This window comes from Sphingobacterium tabacisoli, assembly GCF_017908035.1.
Taxonomy (GTDB): Bacteria; Bacteroidota; Bacteroidia; order Sphingobacteriales; family Sphingobacteriaceae; genus Sphingobacterium; species Sphingobacterium tabacisoli.
In genome coordinates this window covers 2,501,173-2,519,082 of record NZ_JAEQMU010000001.1, presented here as the reverse complement: position 1 = coordinate 2,519,082, position 17,910 = coordinate 2,501,173, and the positions used below count along the sequence as shown (strand labels likewise).

The following is a 17,910-nucleotide window of genomic DNA, read 5'->3' as shown; positions in this document are numbered from 1 at the left end:
GAGAGAACGAGAAATAGTTGGATGAGATTTTTAATAATAGTCTTTAGTTTTCTTTTTGTTACCACTGTTTTAGTGGGTTGTAATGGCAATGGAAAGGTGGAGTATATCCCGGTTCAAGATTTTTTCAGTAAACCGGATCGTTTTAATTTTAGAGTATCACCGGATGGCAGACACATTGCCTACCTAGGATTAGAAGACCATTGCCGTAATATTTTTGTGTTGGATTTAGAGGAACCCGATTCCTCGAAGCAATTGACCTACCAGGACAATATGAATGTCCAATATTTTTTTTGGATAGGTAACGATAGTCTTGTTTTTTCCAATACCCAGTCCCATGAAGACAGTTTACGCATTTTTACCATTGATATTCACCATGAAGTCGCCCGCCCTTTATTTGCACCGGCAAAACATGCATTAAGCTGGTTGAATCCACTGCGGTCTAAAGACGGTGCCCTTCTGGCTGAAATGAATATTCGGGATTCTTCCGTGTTTGATCTATACCGTGTTCCCTTAGATGGTTCCGGGCCGAGATTGGTAGAGCAGAACCCTGGAAATATTAGTTCATGGTATGCGTCTACAGATGGTAAAGTTAGGTTGGCGCTGACGAGTGATAGTGTTGAAGACCAACTGCTCTATCGTGAACAAGAAGGCGATCCCTATCATAAAGTCGTAGAGGCTGATTTTGCGACGACGATACTTCCTCTTGGACCCGTCAAGGGCGAACATGGGGCTGTATTTGCAATGTCCAATGTCGGAAGAGACAAGCTTGCTGTTGTGAAGCTAAATCTACGTACCGGAAAGGAAGAGGTAATTGCGGAAGACAAACACGTCGATATGAATAGAGAGGGGTATTCGTTTTCCAGGGAGGAAATGATTTATACCACTGGAATGTTGAACAAAAAGGAAACCCGCATTCTTAATAAAGATTTCAAAAAGATATATTCAAAAATAACCAACAAGTTTGATGGTTATAACATTGATATATTTGATATGGATAGTACATTTAATACTGTGCTATTTAAGACCTATACAGACGTAGATCCTGGTGGGATTTATTACTATTCCAAAAAGAAAGATAAGATTGTCGAGCTCTCTATTATGAATCCTGCACTTAGCGGTAAGCGCCTTGCGCCAATGGAGGAGGTCAGTTTTGACTCTAGGGATGGTAGGACTATCAAAGGTTACTTGACCTATCCGCTGGTAAAGAAGGATTCTTATCCGGTCGTGGTTCTGATTCATGATGGTCCGAATAGGAGAGATGTGTGGGGGTTTAATTCCGAAGTACAGTTTTTAGCCAATCGTGGGTATGCGGTTTTCCAAGTGAACTATAGAGGATCTGTAGGCTATGGTAAGGAATTCTATACTGCAGGTTTTAAGCAATGGGGTGGTGAGATCCAAAATGATATTAGTGATGGGGTGGCTTGGCTGATCCATCAGGGAATAGCGGATAAGAATAAAATAGCGATAATGGGTACCGGTTTTGGCGGGTACTCCGCATTATATGCCGCTTGTTTTAATCCTACGCTCTATAAGTGTGCTATTTCGGCGTCAGGTTATACCAATCTGTTTACCTATTTGAAAGAGATACCGCCTTATTATCAGCCTTATCTGCAGCTCTACTATAATATTATTGGAGATCCCACGAAAGAGTATGAGCTATTTAAGGCAACATCACCTTTGTTCCATGCAGAAAAGGTGAGGATGCCAATTTTGATGTTCCACGGGGGAAGAGATCGTTTCAATAGCCTGACCGATGTCAATCAGTTTGTGCAGAAATTGAAAAACAATAATGTTCCTGTGCGGTATGTATATAAAGAGGAGGAAGGCCGTCGGTTCAAGAAGGATGAGAATGTAATTGAATATTACCAGATGATTGAACAGTTCCTAAAAGAACAGCTGTAGCAAATGGCAAACTTTGGTTTACAATATCGAAAGAATTTTGGCCTTTTAATCACATTTTTGGTCTTGGTCACTGTGCTGTTCGTGACGTCAGCTTTTTTTGCGCGGAAGATGACCACTAATTTCGTGGAGACCGAGTTCAATAATAAAAAAGTGGAGGTCTTCGATGAATTTATAAAGCCATTTAATGAATTCTTCACCAAGAAGGTGCCCGAAATAAGCTATTATCAGGGCTATATTGATTCCACTCAGGCTGCTGAATTTTCTAATACCGTACTTCGTAGATATCCTTTTGTGGATAATGTAAACTTTTTCGATGTTGTATTTACCAATAGAGACACATTGGGGAAAGGTGTACGTTTTAATAATTTAGGTATATCGTCGCGCAATTCCTATAATTTTAAGCTAGATCCTAAGAATCGATTTATTGGTGTACACCAGAGTTCGGATGACTATAAGAACTATGCCGAGGATTTTAATAACATGATGCTCAAGTTGGCCGGTTTTTTAGATAGGGTTTCCGATTCTACGAAGTTGACTGATAATGATATTTATAAAGTATTCTACACCTTGCAACCCGGTAAGATCTCTTATTTAAATATTCCGAGAATGTCTGATATCATGGCTTACAAGTCCATGATGCGTTTTGAGGACTTGCCAAAGAGCGATTATGAGCAGGATCTGTTTGTCTTTACGATAGAACCACGTAAGATGGCTATCCTGAACAAGTATCCCAATCTCTATGAGGATATTGTTATCAAGCCGGTAGTTGATCAGTATGTTGTCAAGAACGCCGCTTATTTGAGTACGGAACTGGCCCTGCCTGGCGCATTGTCCGATTATAAGTTACAGTTCGAAGCCTCTAGAGAGTTCATTCAGCATGATGTTAATAGACGTTTCTTCCCGGTGGTACTAGGGCTTTCGTTGATTTATTTTATTCTTTTGATGGTAGGCTACTTGGTCTATCGGAATGTAATGATCAATAGCCGTTTGTATCAGTTGCAATACGATTTTATTAATAATCTGACCCATGAGTTCAAGACACCGGTCAGTGTCATCAAGATAGCGGGTAATAATATCAAGAGTGCCGACAAGCTATCCGATACAGAGCGGAATATGTATGGGCGGATTCTCGATCAGGAAGCCGATAAGCTGAATGCTTTAATGAATAAGTTATTGTCCTTTGCGCAGATTGAGAATAAATCCATTAAGTTTAATGGCGAGTATATCGAGTTGAATGAGTTCTGTCAGCATATATTTGATGCGACACACATCAAATATCCCGATTTGCAGTTGAATTATAGTATTGATGTGAAAAATGAAATGTATGCAGATCCTGTTCTGTTGACAAGTGTTTTTCAAAATCTAATCGATAATGCCTACAAGTATTCAGCTCCCGATCGAAAGGTTTTGGACATCAAAGTGCAACAAAACAAAAAGAATTTTGTTATTTTATTCAAAGATCGTGGGATTGGTATAGATAAGAAAGAATTTAATAGTATTTTTAAAAAGTTTTACCGCGTCAAGAACCAATTTAACCAGCAAGGAAGTATTGGTTTGGGATTGGCCTTTTGTAAAGAGATTACAGCGTTTATGGGGGGAGATATAAAAGTGGACAGCCAAATGAATGTTGGTACGGTTTTTACACTTAGTTTTCCTGTAGAAGTTAAAAAAACATAAATTATGGAAAAAGATATTACGGTTGCTGTTGTAGAAGATGATGAAAACTTACGTTTTTTAGTAAGTCATCGTTTACAAACAGAGAATTATAAGGTCATCCAGGTAGGAAATGGATTGGAGGCAGAACAGTTAATCTTAGAGCTTCAACCAGATATCGTATTGTTGGATTGGATGCTTCCTGGCAAAGAAGGTATTGAAGTCTGTCAGGCAGTACGCAAAGAAGGATTTGAAAATATCATCATTATGATGACGGCCAAATCCCAGGATGTAGACAAAATAGACGCCTACAGCTATGGCATCACGGACTATATCACCAAGCCTTTCAATATGGATGTACTGGTGGCCATGATCGAGAATAAGGTGCGTTTCTTTGTTCCTAAAAGTAATAATAAGGATGTGCATGTTTTTGGAAATACCGAACATCATCCACAGATCCATTCTTTGGTTAGAGATGGCAAAAAGATTGAATTGACAATCCTGGAGAACCGTATTCTCTTGCATTTTCTACAGAATATGGGACGAGAGATTACCCGGGAGGAGCTAATGGAAGTTGTCTGGGGGTATAGCTCCAATGTCAATACGAGAACCTTGGATATGCATGTTGTCCGTTTGCGTAAAAAAATCGAGAATAATCCCGATAAACCAACTTATCTGCAGACTGTCAGAGGTTTAGGGTATAAGTTTGTCGATGAAGAATAATCTGATGAATTTGGATAATTAAAACGTTTTAATTATCTTCGTCAATATCGAACAAGACCACTCTTTCAAATGAGGAAAGAGTGGTCTTGTTTCTTTTTTATTAAGAATCTAGTATTTACTATTTAAGTTAATTGAATAATTATGGCGGAAGTAACTTATTACACAGAAGAAGGGTTAGCGAAGTTAAAAGAAGAAGTACAGTACCTGAAAACTGAAGGAAGAACTAAAATAGCCAATGCTATAGCAGAAGCTAGGGACAAAGGCGACTTGTCAGAAAATGCCGAGTACGACGCTGCAAAAGAGGCACAGGGCTTACATGAGGCGAAAATCGCCAAATTGGAAGATGTGTTGGCGAGTGCACGATTAATCGATGAGTCTAAATTAGATCTTTCCAAAGTATTGGCTCTTTCTATCGTTAAGATAAAGAACAAGAAAAATGGAGCTGAGATGACATACCAATTGGTATCAGAGACCGAAGCAGATTTGAAAGCCGGTAAGATATCCGTTAAGTCTCCTATAGCACAAGGATTATTAGGTAAGTCTGTTGGAGATGTCGCTAAAGTGAATGTGCCAGCAGGTGAAATTGAATTTGAGATATTAGATATTTCTAGATAATATTTAAGATAGGTTATGAGCGGATTGCCATAACCGCTCTCATAACTTTATAATTTCAGCGGGAGAGCCATAGTTTCTATGGCTCTCCCGCTTTTTTTAATGTTTTGTCTATGTGTGCATAATGTCAGAAAAATAGTAGGTGCTAACTTTCATTGTAGTTTATGCAAATACTTGTTGAAGGTTTTGTTATATTTGTTCATTAATCAACTTGAAAGATAAATGTCTACAATATTTTCAAAGATTATTTCTGGCAAGATACCGGCCTATAAAGTCGCTGAGAGCAACGATTATTTGGCTTTTTTAGATATTTCTCCACTTACTCCAGGGCACGTGTTGGTTATTCCAAAGACGGAAACTGATTATATATTCGATATCAATGACGATGAGTATATGGGAATGTGGGTTTTTGCTAAAATTGTAGCTCAAGGTATAAAGAAAGTATTCCCATGCCGAAAAGTCGGAGTTGCAGTAGTTGGTCTAGAAGTAGCACATGCTCATATACATCTTATCCCACTTAATGAAGTGAGTGATATGAATTTTGAAAAGGCAAAATTGTCTTTACCTACCGAGGAAATGACTAAAATAGCGGATGAAATCCGTCACGCAGTGGTCTCTATCACTAATGGCGAGTAGTCAAGCCTCATACTCGTATCCTAACAAAGAAATATGCAAGAATTTTTAGTGTCATTTCAACAATTATTGGACGCTGAGTACTTATTAAGTCATGGCGGATTCTATATTGTTTGTTTAATTGTATTTGCAGAGACTGGTCTCTTTTTTGGCTTTTTCCTGCCTGGAGATTATCTTTTATTTTTAGCAGGATTGTTCTGCGCACTTAATAAGATTGACGTAGGTATTACTACGATGTATTTTGGTATCTTAGGGGCTGGTATCTTGGGTAATTTTGCAGGTTATTGGTTTGGACATCGAACGGGACCTATGCTCTTCAAGCGAAAGGATTCGCTGATTTTCAAACGAAAGTACGTTGTTATGGCCGAAGAGTTTTATCAGAAATATGGAGGTACTGCATTGGTAATAGGGCGGTTTGTGCCAATTATTCGTACATTTGCGCCAATATTTGCCGGAGTGGTTAAGTTGGACTTTAAGAAATTTGTGCTTTATAACGTTTTAGGCGCATTTATCTGGGTGTCTGTCTTAACTCTTTCGGGCTATTATTTGGGAGAGCTTTTCCCTTCTATCATTAATTATGTAGAGTATATTATTGTTGGTATGATTGTTATTGCATTCTTACCTATTATTATTGCTTTAATAAAACGATGGATAAAAGGCCAAAAAGAAAAAAAAGAAACAAAATAAACAGTAAATATATTAATGAGTACACAACACCCTTGGCACCAAGTTTCTCCTGGTGAGGACCTGCCAAACTCCGTAAATGCTATTATAGAAATACCTAAAGGTTCGAAAGCGAAATATGAAATCGACAAGGATAGTGGCTTACTAAAACTGGATAGAGTTTTATTCTCTTCAGTGATGTACCCTGCAAACTATGGTTTCATTCCTCAAACTTACTGTGATGATAAAGATCCATTAGATATTTTGGTTCTTTGTTCTGTAGATGTAGTTCCTATGAGTCTTATCGAAGCTAAAGTCATTGGCGTAATGCACATGATCGATGGTGGTGAGCAAGACGACAAAATTATTGCCGTAGCAAAAAATGATATGTCTGTTAATCACATTAACGACCTTTCTGAATTACCTCCGCATACGATGAAAGAGATTGTTCGTTTCTTCCAGGATTATAAAGCCCTAGAAGGTAAGAATGTAACAATTGAAAATTTATATGGCCGTACTTACGCTCAAAATGTTATCTTAGAGAGTATTGAGCTGTATAACAAAGATATAAGAAACAAATAACCCCTGATGGCCCTCGATATTTTTTGGACAATTTTTTTAGTTTTTGCAAACGGTTTTTTTGTTGCTGCTGAGTTTGCTATAGTAAAGGTAAGAGCATCTCAGATAGAGCTGCAGGCAAAATCGGGTAGCAATGTCGCAAAAATTGCGAAAAATATTACAGAGCATTTGGATAAATACCTAGCTGCTACACAGCTAGGTATTACTTTAGCTTCTTTAGGCTTAGGATGGAAGGGAGAGGCTGTAATGACACAGCTTGTGTCCCAACTGTTCGCTTATCTACAAGTGGATGTGTCGCAGGGATGGGCAAAATGGGCTGGATTTGCAATAGCATTCGGTACTATCACCTTCCTGCATGTTGTATTGGGGGAGCTTGCTCCAAAGTCTATCGCGATACAAAAGCCCGTAGCGACGACCATGAAAGTTGCTATTCCTTTACGTATTTTTTCTTGGGTATTAATGCCTTTGATTTACGTTTTTAACGGGTTTGCTAACTTTTTGTTGAGGTTGGTTGGTATACACCCCAATCCTCACGACTCGACACACTCTTCGGAAGAGCTTCAATACCTTTTAGAAAAGGGAAAGGAGTCTGGGGCATTAAATACTTCAGAGCATGAACTTATTAAGAATGTATTTGACTTTAACGAGCGTGTCGTAAAAAATATCATGGTGCCCCGTACCAAGATAATTGCTGTTGAGATTGATGACTCTGCCGAAGAGTTCATTAATACAGTAACAGAAGAAGGTTACTCCCGTATTCCTATTTACGATGACAATATAGATCAGATTGTAGGAGTGGTGCACACTAAAGATATTCTTCCTTTGTTGGTTAAAGGGAAAGAGGTTGTCTTAAAAAATATAATGCGTAAACCTTACTTTATTCCTGAGACGAAGAAAATCAATGATTTGATGACCGAGTTTCAGTTAAAGCGCATTCAGATTGCATTTGTTCTAGATGAATTTGGCGGTACTTCTGGTATGGTTACGTTGGAGGATATTGTTGAGGAACTGGTTGGCGAGATACAGGACGAGTATGACGAGGAAACACCCGTTGTCGAACGTATTTCTGAGACGGAGTATATGGTAGATGCTGGTGCTTCTGTACACGATGCAAACGGATATTTACCGTTGGAACTTCCAGAAAGCTCGGATTATGATACCATAGCCGGATTAGTAAGCCACGTGTTCGAGAAAATCCCTGATGTAGGCGAATCTACAGAAGAGTTTGGCTATGTGTTTACTATTATGAAAAAGACACAGCAGAACATCGAATTTGTGAAGTTGGATTTAGTGGAGACCGCTAATGACGATGACAACGAATAATTATAATGCAACTTTTTTACACTCCTGAGATAGAACCCCATCATGCTGCTTTTCTTCTGAATGAAGAAGAAAGTAAACATGCTATTCGGGTATTACGGCTGCAGGTCGGAGATACCATACACCTAGTTGATGGGAGGGGAGGGCTATATGAAACCGAAATTTTGGATGCGCATCCCAAGCGCACGAGTCTAAAGATATTAAAGGTTCAGACCGAGTTCGGTATATTACCCTATCGTTTGCATATGGTCGTGGCTCCAACAAAGAACATGGACCGGCTGGAATGGTTCTTAGAAAAAGCCACTGAGGTCGGATTGTATGAATTTACACCTATCATCTGTGAGCATTCCGAAAGAAAAGAGGTGAAGGTAGAACGGTTGGAGAAGGTTGCAGTAGCCGCGATGAAACAATCTTTAAAAGCTTATCTGCCACGTGTAAACCCCGCTATTTCGTTTAGTAAATTTCTACAACAAGTTGCCGGGACAGAGTCTTATAAAGGTCTTGCACATTGTGTGGAGTCAGAAAAGAAATATATCTCTACGGCGTTTGCATCTAAAGGCGATTACTTATTACTGATCGGTCCTGAAGGGGATTTCTCTGAAAAAGAAATAAGCCAGGCATTAGATGCTGGCTTTATTCCTATTTCTTTAGGGGATGCTAGATTGCGTACTGAAACAGCTGCATTAGCTTCCGTGATTGAAGTATCTTTATTGAATCGCTAGCGAATCAATTCCGCTTCGAATAGCTGTATCTCCGCATTTCCTTTGAGCGGTTCCGGATTGAATTTCATTTTTCCCTTGATTTTAATAGGCTCCTCGGTATATTTGATACTTCCTTTTTTCATAAATACCTCGACCATAGGAGGGATACCGTTAGTGCCACAAAACTGACACTGTGCAATCGGAAGTACCGATAGCATAAAAGTACTGTGGTTTCTTCCACTAGTGAGCGGTACGATATATCCCGGCAAGTCTACAATTTTGTTTTCCAGTTTTTTCAGCTCCGGTGGATAGTGGGGTGTATATACCTTTTTATTGCCTTCAGTGCTGACTTTGTACATCATTTTATCAATGGCTTCCCAGGTATTGTTCATCATCGGAGTGTGGTCCGGCACATTGAGGTTGGGGTAATCTTTTATCTGGGCATTTGAAACCAATGTGCTCAGTAAAAGAAAGTTTAGTATTAAAAATAATTTGTTCATTCTCTGATTTGTCTATGATTATCCCCTTTTGTTATTTGGATGATAATGTTTTTGAAATAGTTGTATTGTATGCTTTGAATGCAGGGATCAAAGCGGCTATTACGCCTAATGCTATCGCTGCCGCTAGAATAAGCAATTCATTCGGGTATAGCTTAAACGCTTCAATAAAATCCGCACTTTGACTCGTCTGTGTACTTATATAGTACAGTATCGTATGTCCCATCAGTAGACCGGCCAAACCACCGATCAATGTAATAACAAGCCCTTCGGCTACAACTAATCCAAATAGCTTTGTTTTCGTTGCTCCCATGGTACGCATGATTGCCATGTCATACCGTCTATCTTTTAGCGCATTGTAGAGACTTATAAATACACTCAATGCTGCAATTAGCATAATAACATAAGCCAGTATAGCAAGTGAATCTAGGCCTACACCCAATAGTGAAAAGATCCTAGAACTCTCTATCGCTGGTGAAGCAGCCTGCATGTGGGTGCTTTGGTTGATCAGTCGAGGTAGCACGCCTATGGCCGCCGGGGAGCTGTATTTGACTAAAAGAGCGGTGATTTCGACGCCATGGTCTTCTATCATATCCTGTCCTATGCTTTTGACCATGCCAGGTACTTCCATTCTTGGTTTTTCTTTAACCAATTCTTCTTCTACGTCTGCATGGTCATGCTTATGCTCCTCTGCTGTTGCATGTTCATGGTTGTGATCCCCATCACCGTGCTCATGTTTATGGTCATCTGCTTTATGTTCATGTGTCGAACCGCTATGATGTGCATGGTCGTGATCGTGGTCATGATCACAGTTCGGTCCATGTATATGTTCTCCATCATGCGCTATGCCATGTACCTCCCAAACACTAGCTAGGTTGGATAGTATAAGATTGTCTATGACAGATCGAGCTGGCGCCAGTATACCAACCACTTTGAACGGGTGGTCATCATGGACGTGTGCATCAGCTGAAAGACCATGCGCACTATGTATTTCATCTCCGATTTTTAAGTGGTGCTTTCGGGCTACTTCAGCACCGAGTACAATCTCAAAGCTTTTGGACCATAATGCCCCCTCAGCAAGCTTCAGTTCATATAATCCCATAAACGAAGTGTCTGTGCCGATAATCCGGTGCCCTTTGAAATTGTCGCCCAAAGAAATCGGAACAGCCAATTGTACAAAGGGATTTTCAGCTATCTTGTTTGCTTCCGCTAAGGATATATTGCCTGTAGGATTGTCGACATGGTAAAGACTACTCAATATTAATTGCATCGGGCTACCTTTGGCACCGATTACCAAGTCTACATTCTTACTGTTGTTTTCTAGTTGTTTTTCAAAGGTATCTCCCGATATATATATAACCAATAATATAGCAACCCCGAATGCGGTCAAGACTATACTCAATAGGGTTGCCCCCCACTGTTGGGTAATATTCTTCCAGACTAATGCAAAATTGTTCATATTATAACTGATAGGTATTGGAGAAATTGTCCTTTATTCGTTTATCGTGCGTAGCTATTAGCAACGTAGCTCCATAGGTTGTGGCTGTATCCAGTAAAAGCTCCAAAACATGTTGCGTATTCGTGTCATCTAAGGCGGCAGTAGGCTCATCGGCGACCAATAGCTTTGGTCTGTTGATCACAGCACGAGCGATGGCTGCGCGTTGTAGCTGACCTCTGCTTAGTTGAGAAGGGTAGTTGTTGACCTTTTCGGACAACTGTAATTTGTCCAGTATAGCCGCGATGGCTGTCTTATCCACGGTTTTCTTAGCTAGGGTTTGAGCCAGTGCTATGTTTTCACCGATAGTCAGGTTCTTCAAAAGGTGGGCCTCCTGAAAGATAAAACCAATATTATCCGCCCGAAACCGATCGAGCTGACTTTCGCCAAGTTGATAGATATCTTGGTTGTCTATGAATACTTTCCCACTAGTGGGGCGGGAAAGTCCACTCAATAAATGCAGTAAAGTCGTTTTTCCAGTTCCTGAGTCTCCTAATAGAAGGGTATGTTGATGCTTTTCTATTTTGAAATCAGCAAACTGCAGTTCGTGCGACGGTAAATAGTTGAACTTAAGGTTTTCTGAACGTATCATGGATAATGTATTCCTACGGTGTGAATTTTCAACCTTAAAGGTATCGGAAATTGGTTACAATAGAAAATCTTAATAAAATTATTACAGGATTAAGTCCATTTCGTCTTAAAGAAAAATTAATGTATCTGAAATAAAACGCGCGTTATCGGGGGGTAGAAGAGGCCTTTTTTTGTTGAATGGAGTCTAGTTAACGATTAATTAACAATAGGTTGAGTTAAAAGTAATTTGTCGGTAATATTGAGTTAATATACCCCTTATACTTTTGTGTTAAATTAAAATTAATTCAAGTTGAAACTAAATTTAAACATTAAAAAGGCAGGTTTGCTAGTATTAGGTGTAGTAGCAGGCTCAGTTGTATTTGCACAAAAGACAGATCCGAAAGGAAATGCCTTAGTAAAGGAGTCCACTAAAAAGGATACTGTTAATACGTTGAATGCACAGCAGAAGACAAGTGCTTCAATCGCTGATGGGGTTTCAGCTTCGGTATTAGGCATCCGGGGTCGGATCATCGACGTAGAGACGATGAAGCCTATAGCAGGAGTAAGTGTGTCCTTGTCTGATAATAGCAAAGTGACATCGACGAATGCGAATGGAGAGTTTATTATCCCTGTAGCCAAAAAGGGTGATTATAAAATAGTAAGTAGTTATCTGGGGTATAATAAGGAGGTTACTCCAGTAGTTTTAGAAGCTAAAAATTGGGAGACCGTAAGTGTTGTTTTGGTCAGTGAGTCTTCTACACTGGATGAAGTCGTTGTGACACGCAGACGTGTACAGGCTAGTGAATTTGCGTTATTAGAAGAACGAAAAAACTCGAATCTATTTGTAGAAAAAATCGGCGCACAGGAGCTGTCCCGTAAAGGGGTGTCTGATGCAGAAGGTGCATTGACCAAGATGAGTGGTGTGACCAAATCTGCTTCGGGAGCGAATGTATTCGTACGTGGATTGGGAGATCGTTATAACAGTACTACATTCAATGGATTGGCTTTGCCATCAGAGGATCCTTTGAACAAAAATATCTCCTTGGATTTCTTTGGTACATCAATTATTCAAAGTATAGCGGTGAATAAAACATTCAATCCTTTGATTGGGGGAGATGTCGCAGGTGCCAATATTGATATACTTTCCAAAGACCTGAATGAAGACGGGTTTATTGAAATAGGCGCGTCTGTAGGGGTAAATAGTCAAGCGATAGATGCTAAAAACTTGCAACGTATCGATGGGACAAACTGGTTCGGATCTTTACGCGAAAAGAAAGTGCCAATTGCGGATCTGAATAGCTATGATTTTAATAATAAATGGAATACTAAAGAGATGGAGAAACCTATCAATTCTAGTTTTTCTTTAGCGGGAGGTCGTAAGTTTAAAGTCGGGAATGGTAACCTGAATGTTTTTCTTACCGGTAATATGAATTCTGATTACAAGTATTTAAATGGAGCAATTCGTCAGACTACAACCTCAGGACTCATTATTCGGGATCAAGAAATGACGAAAACCCAATACAATATCGCGAAGACGGGAATGGCTAATCTAAAGTATAGTATTGGAAATCATTCCGTCTCTTTCAACTCGCTATATATCAATGACCAATCGCAGGAGTTGGAACAAAATTTTGGATTGGACGCAAGCCGTGAACCTAATGATAAAGTTTTGTTTAGACGTCAGCATGTTGTTAATAATCAGCTTTTTGTTAACCAGTTGTTGTCTAAGTTGCAGCTCACTGATGCTTGGAAGCTAGATTTAGGAGTAGGTTATAATATGGTTGTAGCACAAGAACCAGACAGACGTACCAATAAAATTATCCTTGACGAAGACGGTATTTATCAGCTACATGGTGAAGCCAATTCTAACGAACGTTATTATTCAGATATCAAAGAAAAGGGACTTACTAGTAAAGCAATCGCAACTTATAAGGTTAATGGAAACAGTGGGTTGGACCGTAAGATAGAATTTGGTTATCAAGGGGAGATTGTAAAGCGTGATTTTAATGCAACCATTATTGGGCATAGAATAAAAGGAGACCGTATCATCACGAGCGACTATATTAACAATATCGACGCTATGTTTAACCCTTCAAAGTTACAGTCCGGATATTTTGAACAGACTACTTTGCGTGGTGGTTTGGAACCTAACTGGTATTCCGTAGACAAAAAAGTGCATAGCATGGTGATGGCGGGTACCTATCAGTTTACAGACCGGTTAACTACGGTATTGGGCCTAAGATATGACAATGTATATCAGGATATAATTTATCAAACAAATATGGGGAGTACGGAGTTAGATGGTCCTTCCACTATCAAAAAGAATTATGTCTTACCAAGTTTAAATGCTAAATATGCGCTGACCGAAAATAGCAACCTACGTGCTTCTGCAAGTATGAGTTATACGTTACCACAGTTTGCGGAGTTGGCTTACTTCCTGAATACATTTTCCAACTACAGTACGCAGGGTAACAAGGATTTAGTTCCTGTAGAGAATACTAACGTTGATCTTAAGTGGGAGATGTTTCCGACGAAAGGAGAGTTATTATCCTTTGGTGTCTTTTATAAAAATCTTAAAAACCCAATTGCACGTTCAGAAACAGGAACGAACGTAATGACCTATTATAATGTTGGTGCTTCAGCGACTGTTGCGGGGGCTGAGGTAGAGTTGAAAAAGAACCTATTGACAAGAAACACAGCTAATGGCGAAAACGTCTTGTCGGCAGGGGCTAATTTGTCCTATTTATATACTTCTCAAAAATTAGAGAATGTAGATCCTTTATTTACAAAGGTGCATGGAACAAGTGCATTACAGGGAGCCTCTCCATTATTGGTGAATGCGGATGTTTCGTATTTGTATCACGGTAAAAATTGGAACTGGACATCAACGGCTGTTCTAAACTATTTTAGTGACCGAATCTACTCGTTAGGTACACGTGGATTTAGTGATGTAATTGAGAAGGGAATACCTACGCTAGACTTTATCTCTTCAGCAAGTATTAACAAAAAATGGGGTGTCGATTTAAAAGTACGCAATTTGTTGAATCCTGAGTTTAGGTTAGAACGCGAAACTGATACAAAGGAAAATATCGTTCTAGAGTCCTATAAAAGAGGTATGGACTTGAGTTTAGGAGTCTCATACAGGTTTTAATGTTTTGATAACATTAGTTTAACCGTTAGTTTTTTTTAAATATTTAGTATTGTATAAGATAAATAATAAACAAATGAAAAGGAAATTATTTGCAGTTTTGACAGTTTCAGCTTTAGTGTTCGCATCATGTAGTAAAGACAACGATCCGAGTAAGCCAGGTCAAGGAAATGAGTTAACAGAATTGAATGGTAGCATCACTAGCGATGCTGTTTTAAAAGGTAATTCTATTGCCCTAAAAGGAGCTACGATTGTACGAGCAGGCGCTACGTTGACGATTCCTGCAGGTACTACAATTACGGCTTCAGAAAAGACAGCCTATTTATTAATCGAAAAAGGTGCTAAAATCATTGCGAAAGGTACAGCTTCAGCTCCCATTACTTTTACTTCCACCACAAAAAGCTCTGGTGGTTGGGGTGGTGTTATCATAAACGGTAAAGCTCCACTTTCTCGTGCGACAGAAGCAACTGAAAGTACATTCCCTACTGAAATCAATACAGCAATCATGTATGGTGGAAATGATGTTAAAGATAATTCTGGTGAGTTGGATTATGTAATTATCGAATATTCTGGATCTAATATATCCGATGATAAAGAGCATAATGGTTTGACATTGAATGGAGTTGGTAATGGTACAAGAATTAGTAATATCTACATTAAAGATGGTGCTGATGATGGTATCGAGTTCTTCGGTGGATCTGTTAATGTAACGAACCTATTAGTAGTAGATTCGGAAGACGATATGTTCGATTTTACACAAGGTTATACAGGTACTGTAACGAATGCTTATGGTATCTGGACTCCTAAGTTTTCTACGAATGAAGATGATCCAAGAGGAATTGAAGCCGATGGTAACATGGATGGCAAAAATCCTAATGATATCGCTCAATCTAACTTTATTATCAAAGATATGACGATTGTACACAAAGCTACAGCGCCTGCAAAAGCTGGTGAAATGGTGGATGTGGTTAAAATCAGAAGAGGAGCAACAGCTAATATTTCTAACTTGAAAATAGAAATAGGGGCTACTTCAAGATTCGCTGATATTATTGACTTTACTGATGGTTCTGGTAAGGGTAATCCTGCATCTAAAATCACTTATACATTTAATCCTGCGAGTATGTATGACGCAGCAAAAGTAAAAGCTGAAGGTGCTACAATAACTAAGAATGATACGCAAACAGGTGCTAACACAGGTGCATTCTCTTGGACGAAATTTTCTTTCTAAGATTCCCGTATTAAAAATAAACAAAAGGGGCGATTCATGGAGTCGCCCCTTTTTGTTTATATATTTGACCGCCATAAAAACAATACCATGAGATATTTTTTTAAACTAGTTTTACTCTTACTACTTGTTAGTCTACATACAGGTCGTGGTTACGCACAGGCATTATCTATATCTAAATACAGCAAGGAACTACTTGTGCCTATACCAAAAGGATCAACGATTTTTATGCTGACTAGTAGAGGTGATTTACTATATGTTATGGTTAAGGACGAGTCCGACCTTGACTTTAAGTATAACATAGATGGTCGTTTGTCAAAAGTTGGAGACAAGGATATCTCTTACAATTTTGATGGACTGTTAGTTCATTTTGGAGAAATTAGTGTCGACTATAATTTTGAAGGAAAAGTGAGGAAGATAGATGATATATACATCGACTATAATTTGGATGAACAAGTAAGAAGGTTTGGAAATGTTGATATAAACTATAATCGGGATAATAAAATACGCCGAATTGGAACCATTGAAATAGATTATGATATTGATGATCGTGTTCGGAGATTTGGAGATGAAGATATAGTATATAATTTAGATAATAAGATTCGGCAGTTTGGTGAGCAGCGTGTAAGTTATGATATAGATGGACGTATTCGTGAAATCGGGGGGAGTCGTTTTGATTATAATCTTGATGGATTGCTTCGGTCTGTTAAAAATAGTCAGAGGGGGATAGTGAACGAGAATGTCATGTGGTATTATAACATGATTCAACAAATGAATTGAAAAGATTAACTCAATAGCTGGCAATTCGGAAGAAATTTATATAGAAGGAAGTGATAATGATTCTTTATTTTTTATCGTTTACAATAGATTAATGTTGAGCTAATTATCAGTTAATAATAAACTCCCTTATTTGATTAACTATAAATATGAGAATATGCTAAAGGTTAAATTTATCTATCCCCTAACGGTGATAATGATTGGTAGTTTCACTGCCTGTAAAAAAAGTGCATCAGATGAACCTATAACGCCGGATCCGGAAGTTGTAGATCCAAAATCAGAGGGAGTAGCAGAACTGAAATTCGTGATTAAGAATCTTACGAAGAGCAATAGTGTGAAGGAAAAGGAAGGGTATAATGAGTTTAATTTCCTGGGGTATGGTTATGACGTTATGGGTAAGTATTCCCACAGAAGTTCAGTGAAAGACGCTGTAATCAATACACCAGCATTTGCACAAGAAAACCCCAGTTCTATTGACATACGTCTCCCTCGGGAAGGAAGTTTTCGTACCGTTTATGGGGCGGATTCTGAAGGTTTTTTAAAATTGCTGACAGGTGAAAAATCCGATATCAGTTACTTTAAGGGAAATGTTACGCAACCCTTTGGAGATACTGATCCAACTGCAAATGAATATGTCTACGGCTTGTATGATAGCTTTGCAAAGTACAAACAGCTCACCATCTTTTATACCAAAAGCAAAGTGATGTCGTATCTGACGAAAGGTTTTCAAGCTGACATTAAAATATTGGGGGCAGAGGAGTTAGTCAAAAAATACGGAACACATGTCTTACTTTCTTTGTTTACAGGAGCTAAACTTAGTTTGGACTACCAAGCAGGGTATACCGGCAATAAGGATAAGCACACTGCTGTACAAAGTAGTTTTCATGTTGGTCTGAATGAATGTTTTGGATTATTTTCTGGTGCTTTTGCTCCATCCGATTCCACGGTGTTTAAGGATGTGGTTCGACCTATAATCGCTTTTGAAGCAATTGGTGGAGATCCAAGTAAAATAGTTGTAAATAGAAGCTCTGGTGTAAACCCGAAAGTAAATATATCTGATTGGGCGAAAGATCTTACTGATGATAATTCGCGTTTTGTTTACATCGGTGGTCTAGATAACTTGTTACCTATTTCGGAGCTTATAGCGGATGTGGAGAAAAAACAAAAAGTAGAGGCCTTTGTCACGGAATATATCAGAGCAAATCAAGTAAAGGTCAAAAGGTAGAAGCAATGAAGTTTATAGGATATTGGGTAGTATCTAATTATCAATTAAGCTATCAATTAAATAGCCTTAACATAGAGTTTACATAGCCTTAGCATAGCCAATAGCTATGTATAGGCTGTGTTAAGACTAGGTTAAAAACATTTTAACACATAATTTGTTGTTAATAAAGTGGTAACTTGTTTTAAAT

16 protein-coding genes are annotated in these 17,910 nt (G+C 38.7%); 13 read left to right on the top strand and 3 right to left on the bottom strand.

The features are described from left to right. Positions 1–21: 21 nt before the first annotated feature. The 9 genes from JKG64_RS10680 (at position 22) to JKG64_RS10640 (ending at position 8,807) form a co-directional block, all read left to right on the top strand. A complete protein-coding gene (locus JKG64_RS10680; RefSeq protein ID WP_210354246.1) occupies positions 22–1,902 on the top strand; it encodes a S9 family peptidase in 1,881 nt (626 codons plus the stop codon). Positions 1,903–1,905: 3 nt separating this feature from the next. Next, on the top strand, positions 1,906–3,579 hold the full coding sequence (locus JKG64_RS10675) for a sensor histidine kinase (RefSeq protein ID WP_210354245.1): 1,674 nt from the start codon (positions 1,906–1,908) through the stop codon (positions 3,577–3,579). 3 nt (positions 3,580–3,582) lie between these two features. Continuing rightward, positions 3,583–4,278 (top strand): response regulator transcription factor, encoded by a 696-nt coding sequence (locus tag JKG64_RS10670; RefSeq protein WP_210354244.1) that lies wholly within the window; start codon positions 3,583–3,585, stop codon positions 4,276–4,278. Positions 4,279–4,419: 141 nt separating this feature from the next. Continuing rightward, positions 4,420–4,893 carry a transcription elongation factor GreA gene (greA, locus tag JKG64_RS10665; RefSeq protein ID WP_210354243.1) on the top strand — a complete coding sequence of 158 codons (474 nt, stop codon included), beginning with the start codon at positions 4,420–4,422 and terminating at the stop codon, positions 4,891–4,893. 219 nt (positions 4,894–5,112) lie between these two features. After that, the gene (locus JKG64_RS10660) at positions 5,113–5,526 is read left to right on the top strand and encodes an HIT family protein (protein WP_210354242.1); all 414 of its coding nucleotides are present in this window, start codon (positions 5,113–5,115) and stop codon (positions 5,524–5,526) included. Positions 5,527–5,559: 33 nt separating this feature from the next. Further along, positions 5,560–6,210 carry a DedA family protein gene (locus JKG64_RS10655; protein WP_210354241.1) on the top strand — a complete coding sequence of 217 codons (651 nt, stop codon included), beginning with the start codon at positions 5,560–5,562 and terminating at the stop codon, positions 6,208–6,210. Positions 6,211–6,225: 15 nt separating this feature from the next. After that, complete coding sequence (locus JKG64_RS10650; protein WP_133582789.1) at positions 6,226–6,768, top strand: inorganic diphosphatase; 543 nt, start codon at positions 6,226–6,228, stop codon at positions 6,766–6,768. Between the two features lie 6 nt (positions 6,769–6,774). Continuing rightward, complete coding sequence (locus tag JKG64_RS10645) at positions 6,775–8,088, top strand: hemolysin family protein (RefSeq protein WP_210354240.1); 1,314 nt, start codon at positions 6,775–6,777, stop codon at positions 8,086–8,088. Between the two features lie 5 nt (positions 8,089–8,093). After that, on the top strand, positions 8,094–8,807 hold the full coding sequence (locus JKG64_RS10640; protein WP_210354239.1) for a 16S rRNA (uracil(1498)-N(3))-methyltransferase: 714 nt from the start codon (positions 8,094–8,096) through the stop codon (positions 8,805–8,807). Here JKG64_RS10640 and JKG64_RS10635 read toward each other — a convergent pair. From JKG64_RS10635 to JKG64_RS10625, 3 genes are read right to left on the bottom strand one after another with little or no spacing between them, the layout of a single operon-like run. Then, on the bottom strand, positions 8,804–9,286 hold the full coding sequence (locus tag JKG64_RS10635; RefSeq protein WP_210354238.1) for a hypothetical protein: 483 nt from the start codon (positions 9,284–9,286) through the stop codon (positions 8,804–8,806). The two genes, JKG64_RS10640 and JKG64_RS10635, sit on opposite strands and share 4 nt — an antisense overlap. A gap of 31 nt (positions 9,287–9,317) precedes the next feature. Continuing rightward, entirely contained in the window at positions 9,318–10,742 is a 1,425-nt protein-coding gene (locus JKG64_RS10630; RefSeq protein WP_210354237.1) for an ABC transporter permease, read from the bottom strand. Between the two features lies 1 nt (position 10,743). Continuing rightward, positions 10,744–11,370 carry an ABC transporter ATP-binding protein gene (locus tag JKG64_RS10625; RefSeq protein WP_210354236.1) on the bottom strand — a complete coding sequence of 209 codons (627 nt, stop codon included), beginning with the start codon at positions 11,368–11,370 and terminating at the stop codon, positions 10,744–10,746. Between the two features lie 288 nt (positions 11,371–11,658). Between JKG64_RS10625 and JKG64_RS10620 the strand changes: the two genes are divergently transcribed. From JKG64_RS10620 to JKG64_RS10605, 4 genes are all read left to right on the top strand, one after another. Continuing rightward, a complete protein-coding gene (locus tag JKG64_RS10620) occupies positions 11,659–14,499 on the top strand; it encodes a TonB-dependent receptor (RefSeq protein ID WP_210354235.1) in 2,841 nt (946 codons plus the stop codon). A 73-nt stretch (positions 14,500–14,572) separates the two neighbouring features. Further along, the gene (locus tag JKG64_RS10615; protein ID WP_210354234.1) at positions 14,573–15,724 is read left to right on the top strand and encodes a hypothetical protein; all 1,152 of its coding nucleotides are present in this window, start codon (positions 14,573–14,575) and stop codon (positions 15,722–15,724) included. Positions 15,725–15,811: 87 nt separating this feature from the next. Next, the gene (locus tag JKG64_RS10610; protein WP_210354233.1) at positions 15,812–16,501 is read left to right on the top strand and encodes a hypothetical protein; all 690 of its coding nucleotides are present in this window, start codon (positions 15,812–15,814) and stop codon (positions 16,499–16,501) included. 154 nt (positions 16,502–16,655) lie between these two features. Beyond that, the gene (locus JKG64_RS10605) at positions 16,656–17,723 is read left to right on the top strand and encodes an MAC/perforin domain-containing protein (RefSeq protein WP_210354232.1); all 1,068 of its coding nucleotides are present in this window, start codon (positions 16,656–16,658) and stop codon (positions 17,721–17,723) included. Positions 17,724–17,910: the final 187 nt, after the last annotated feature.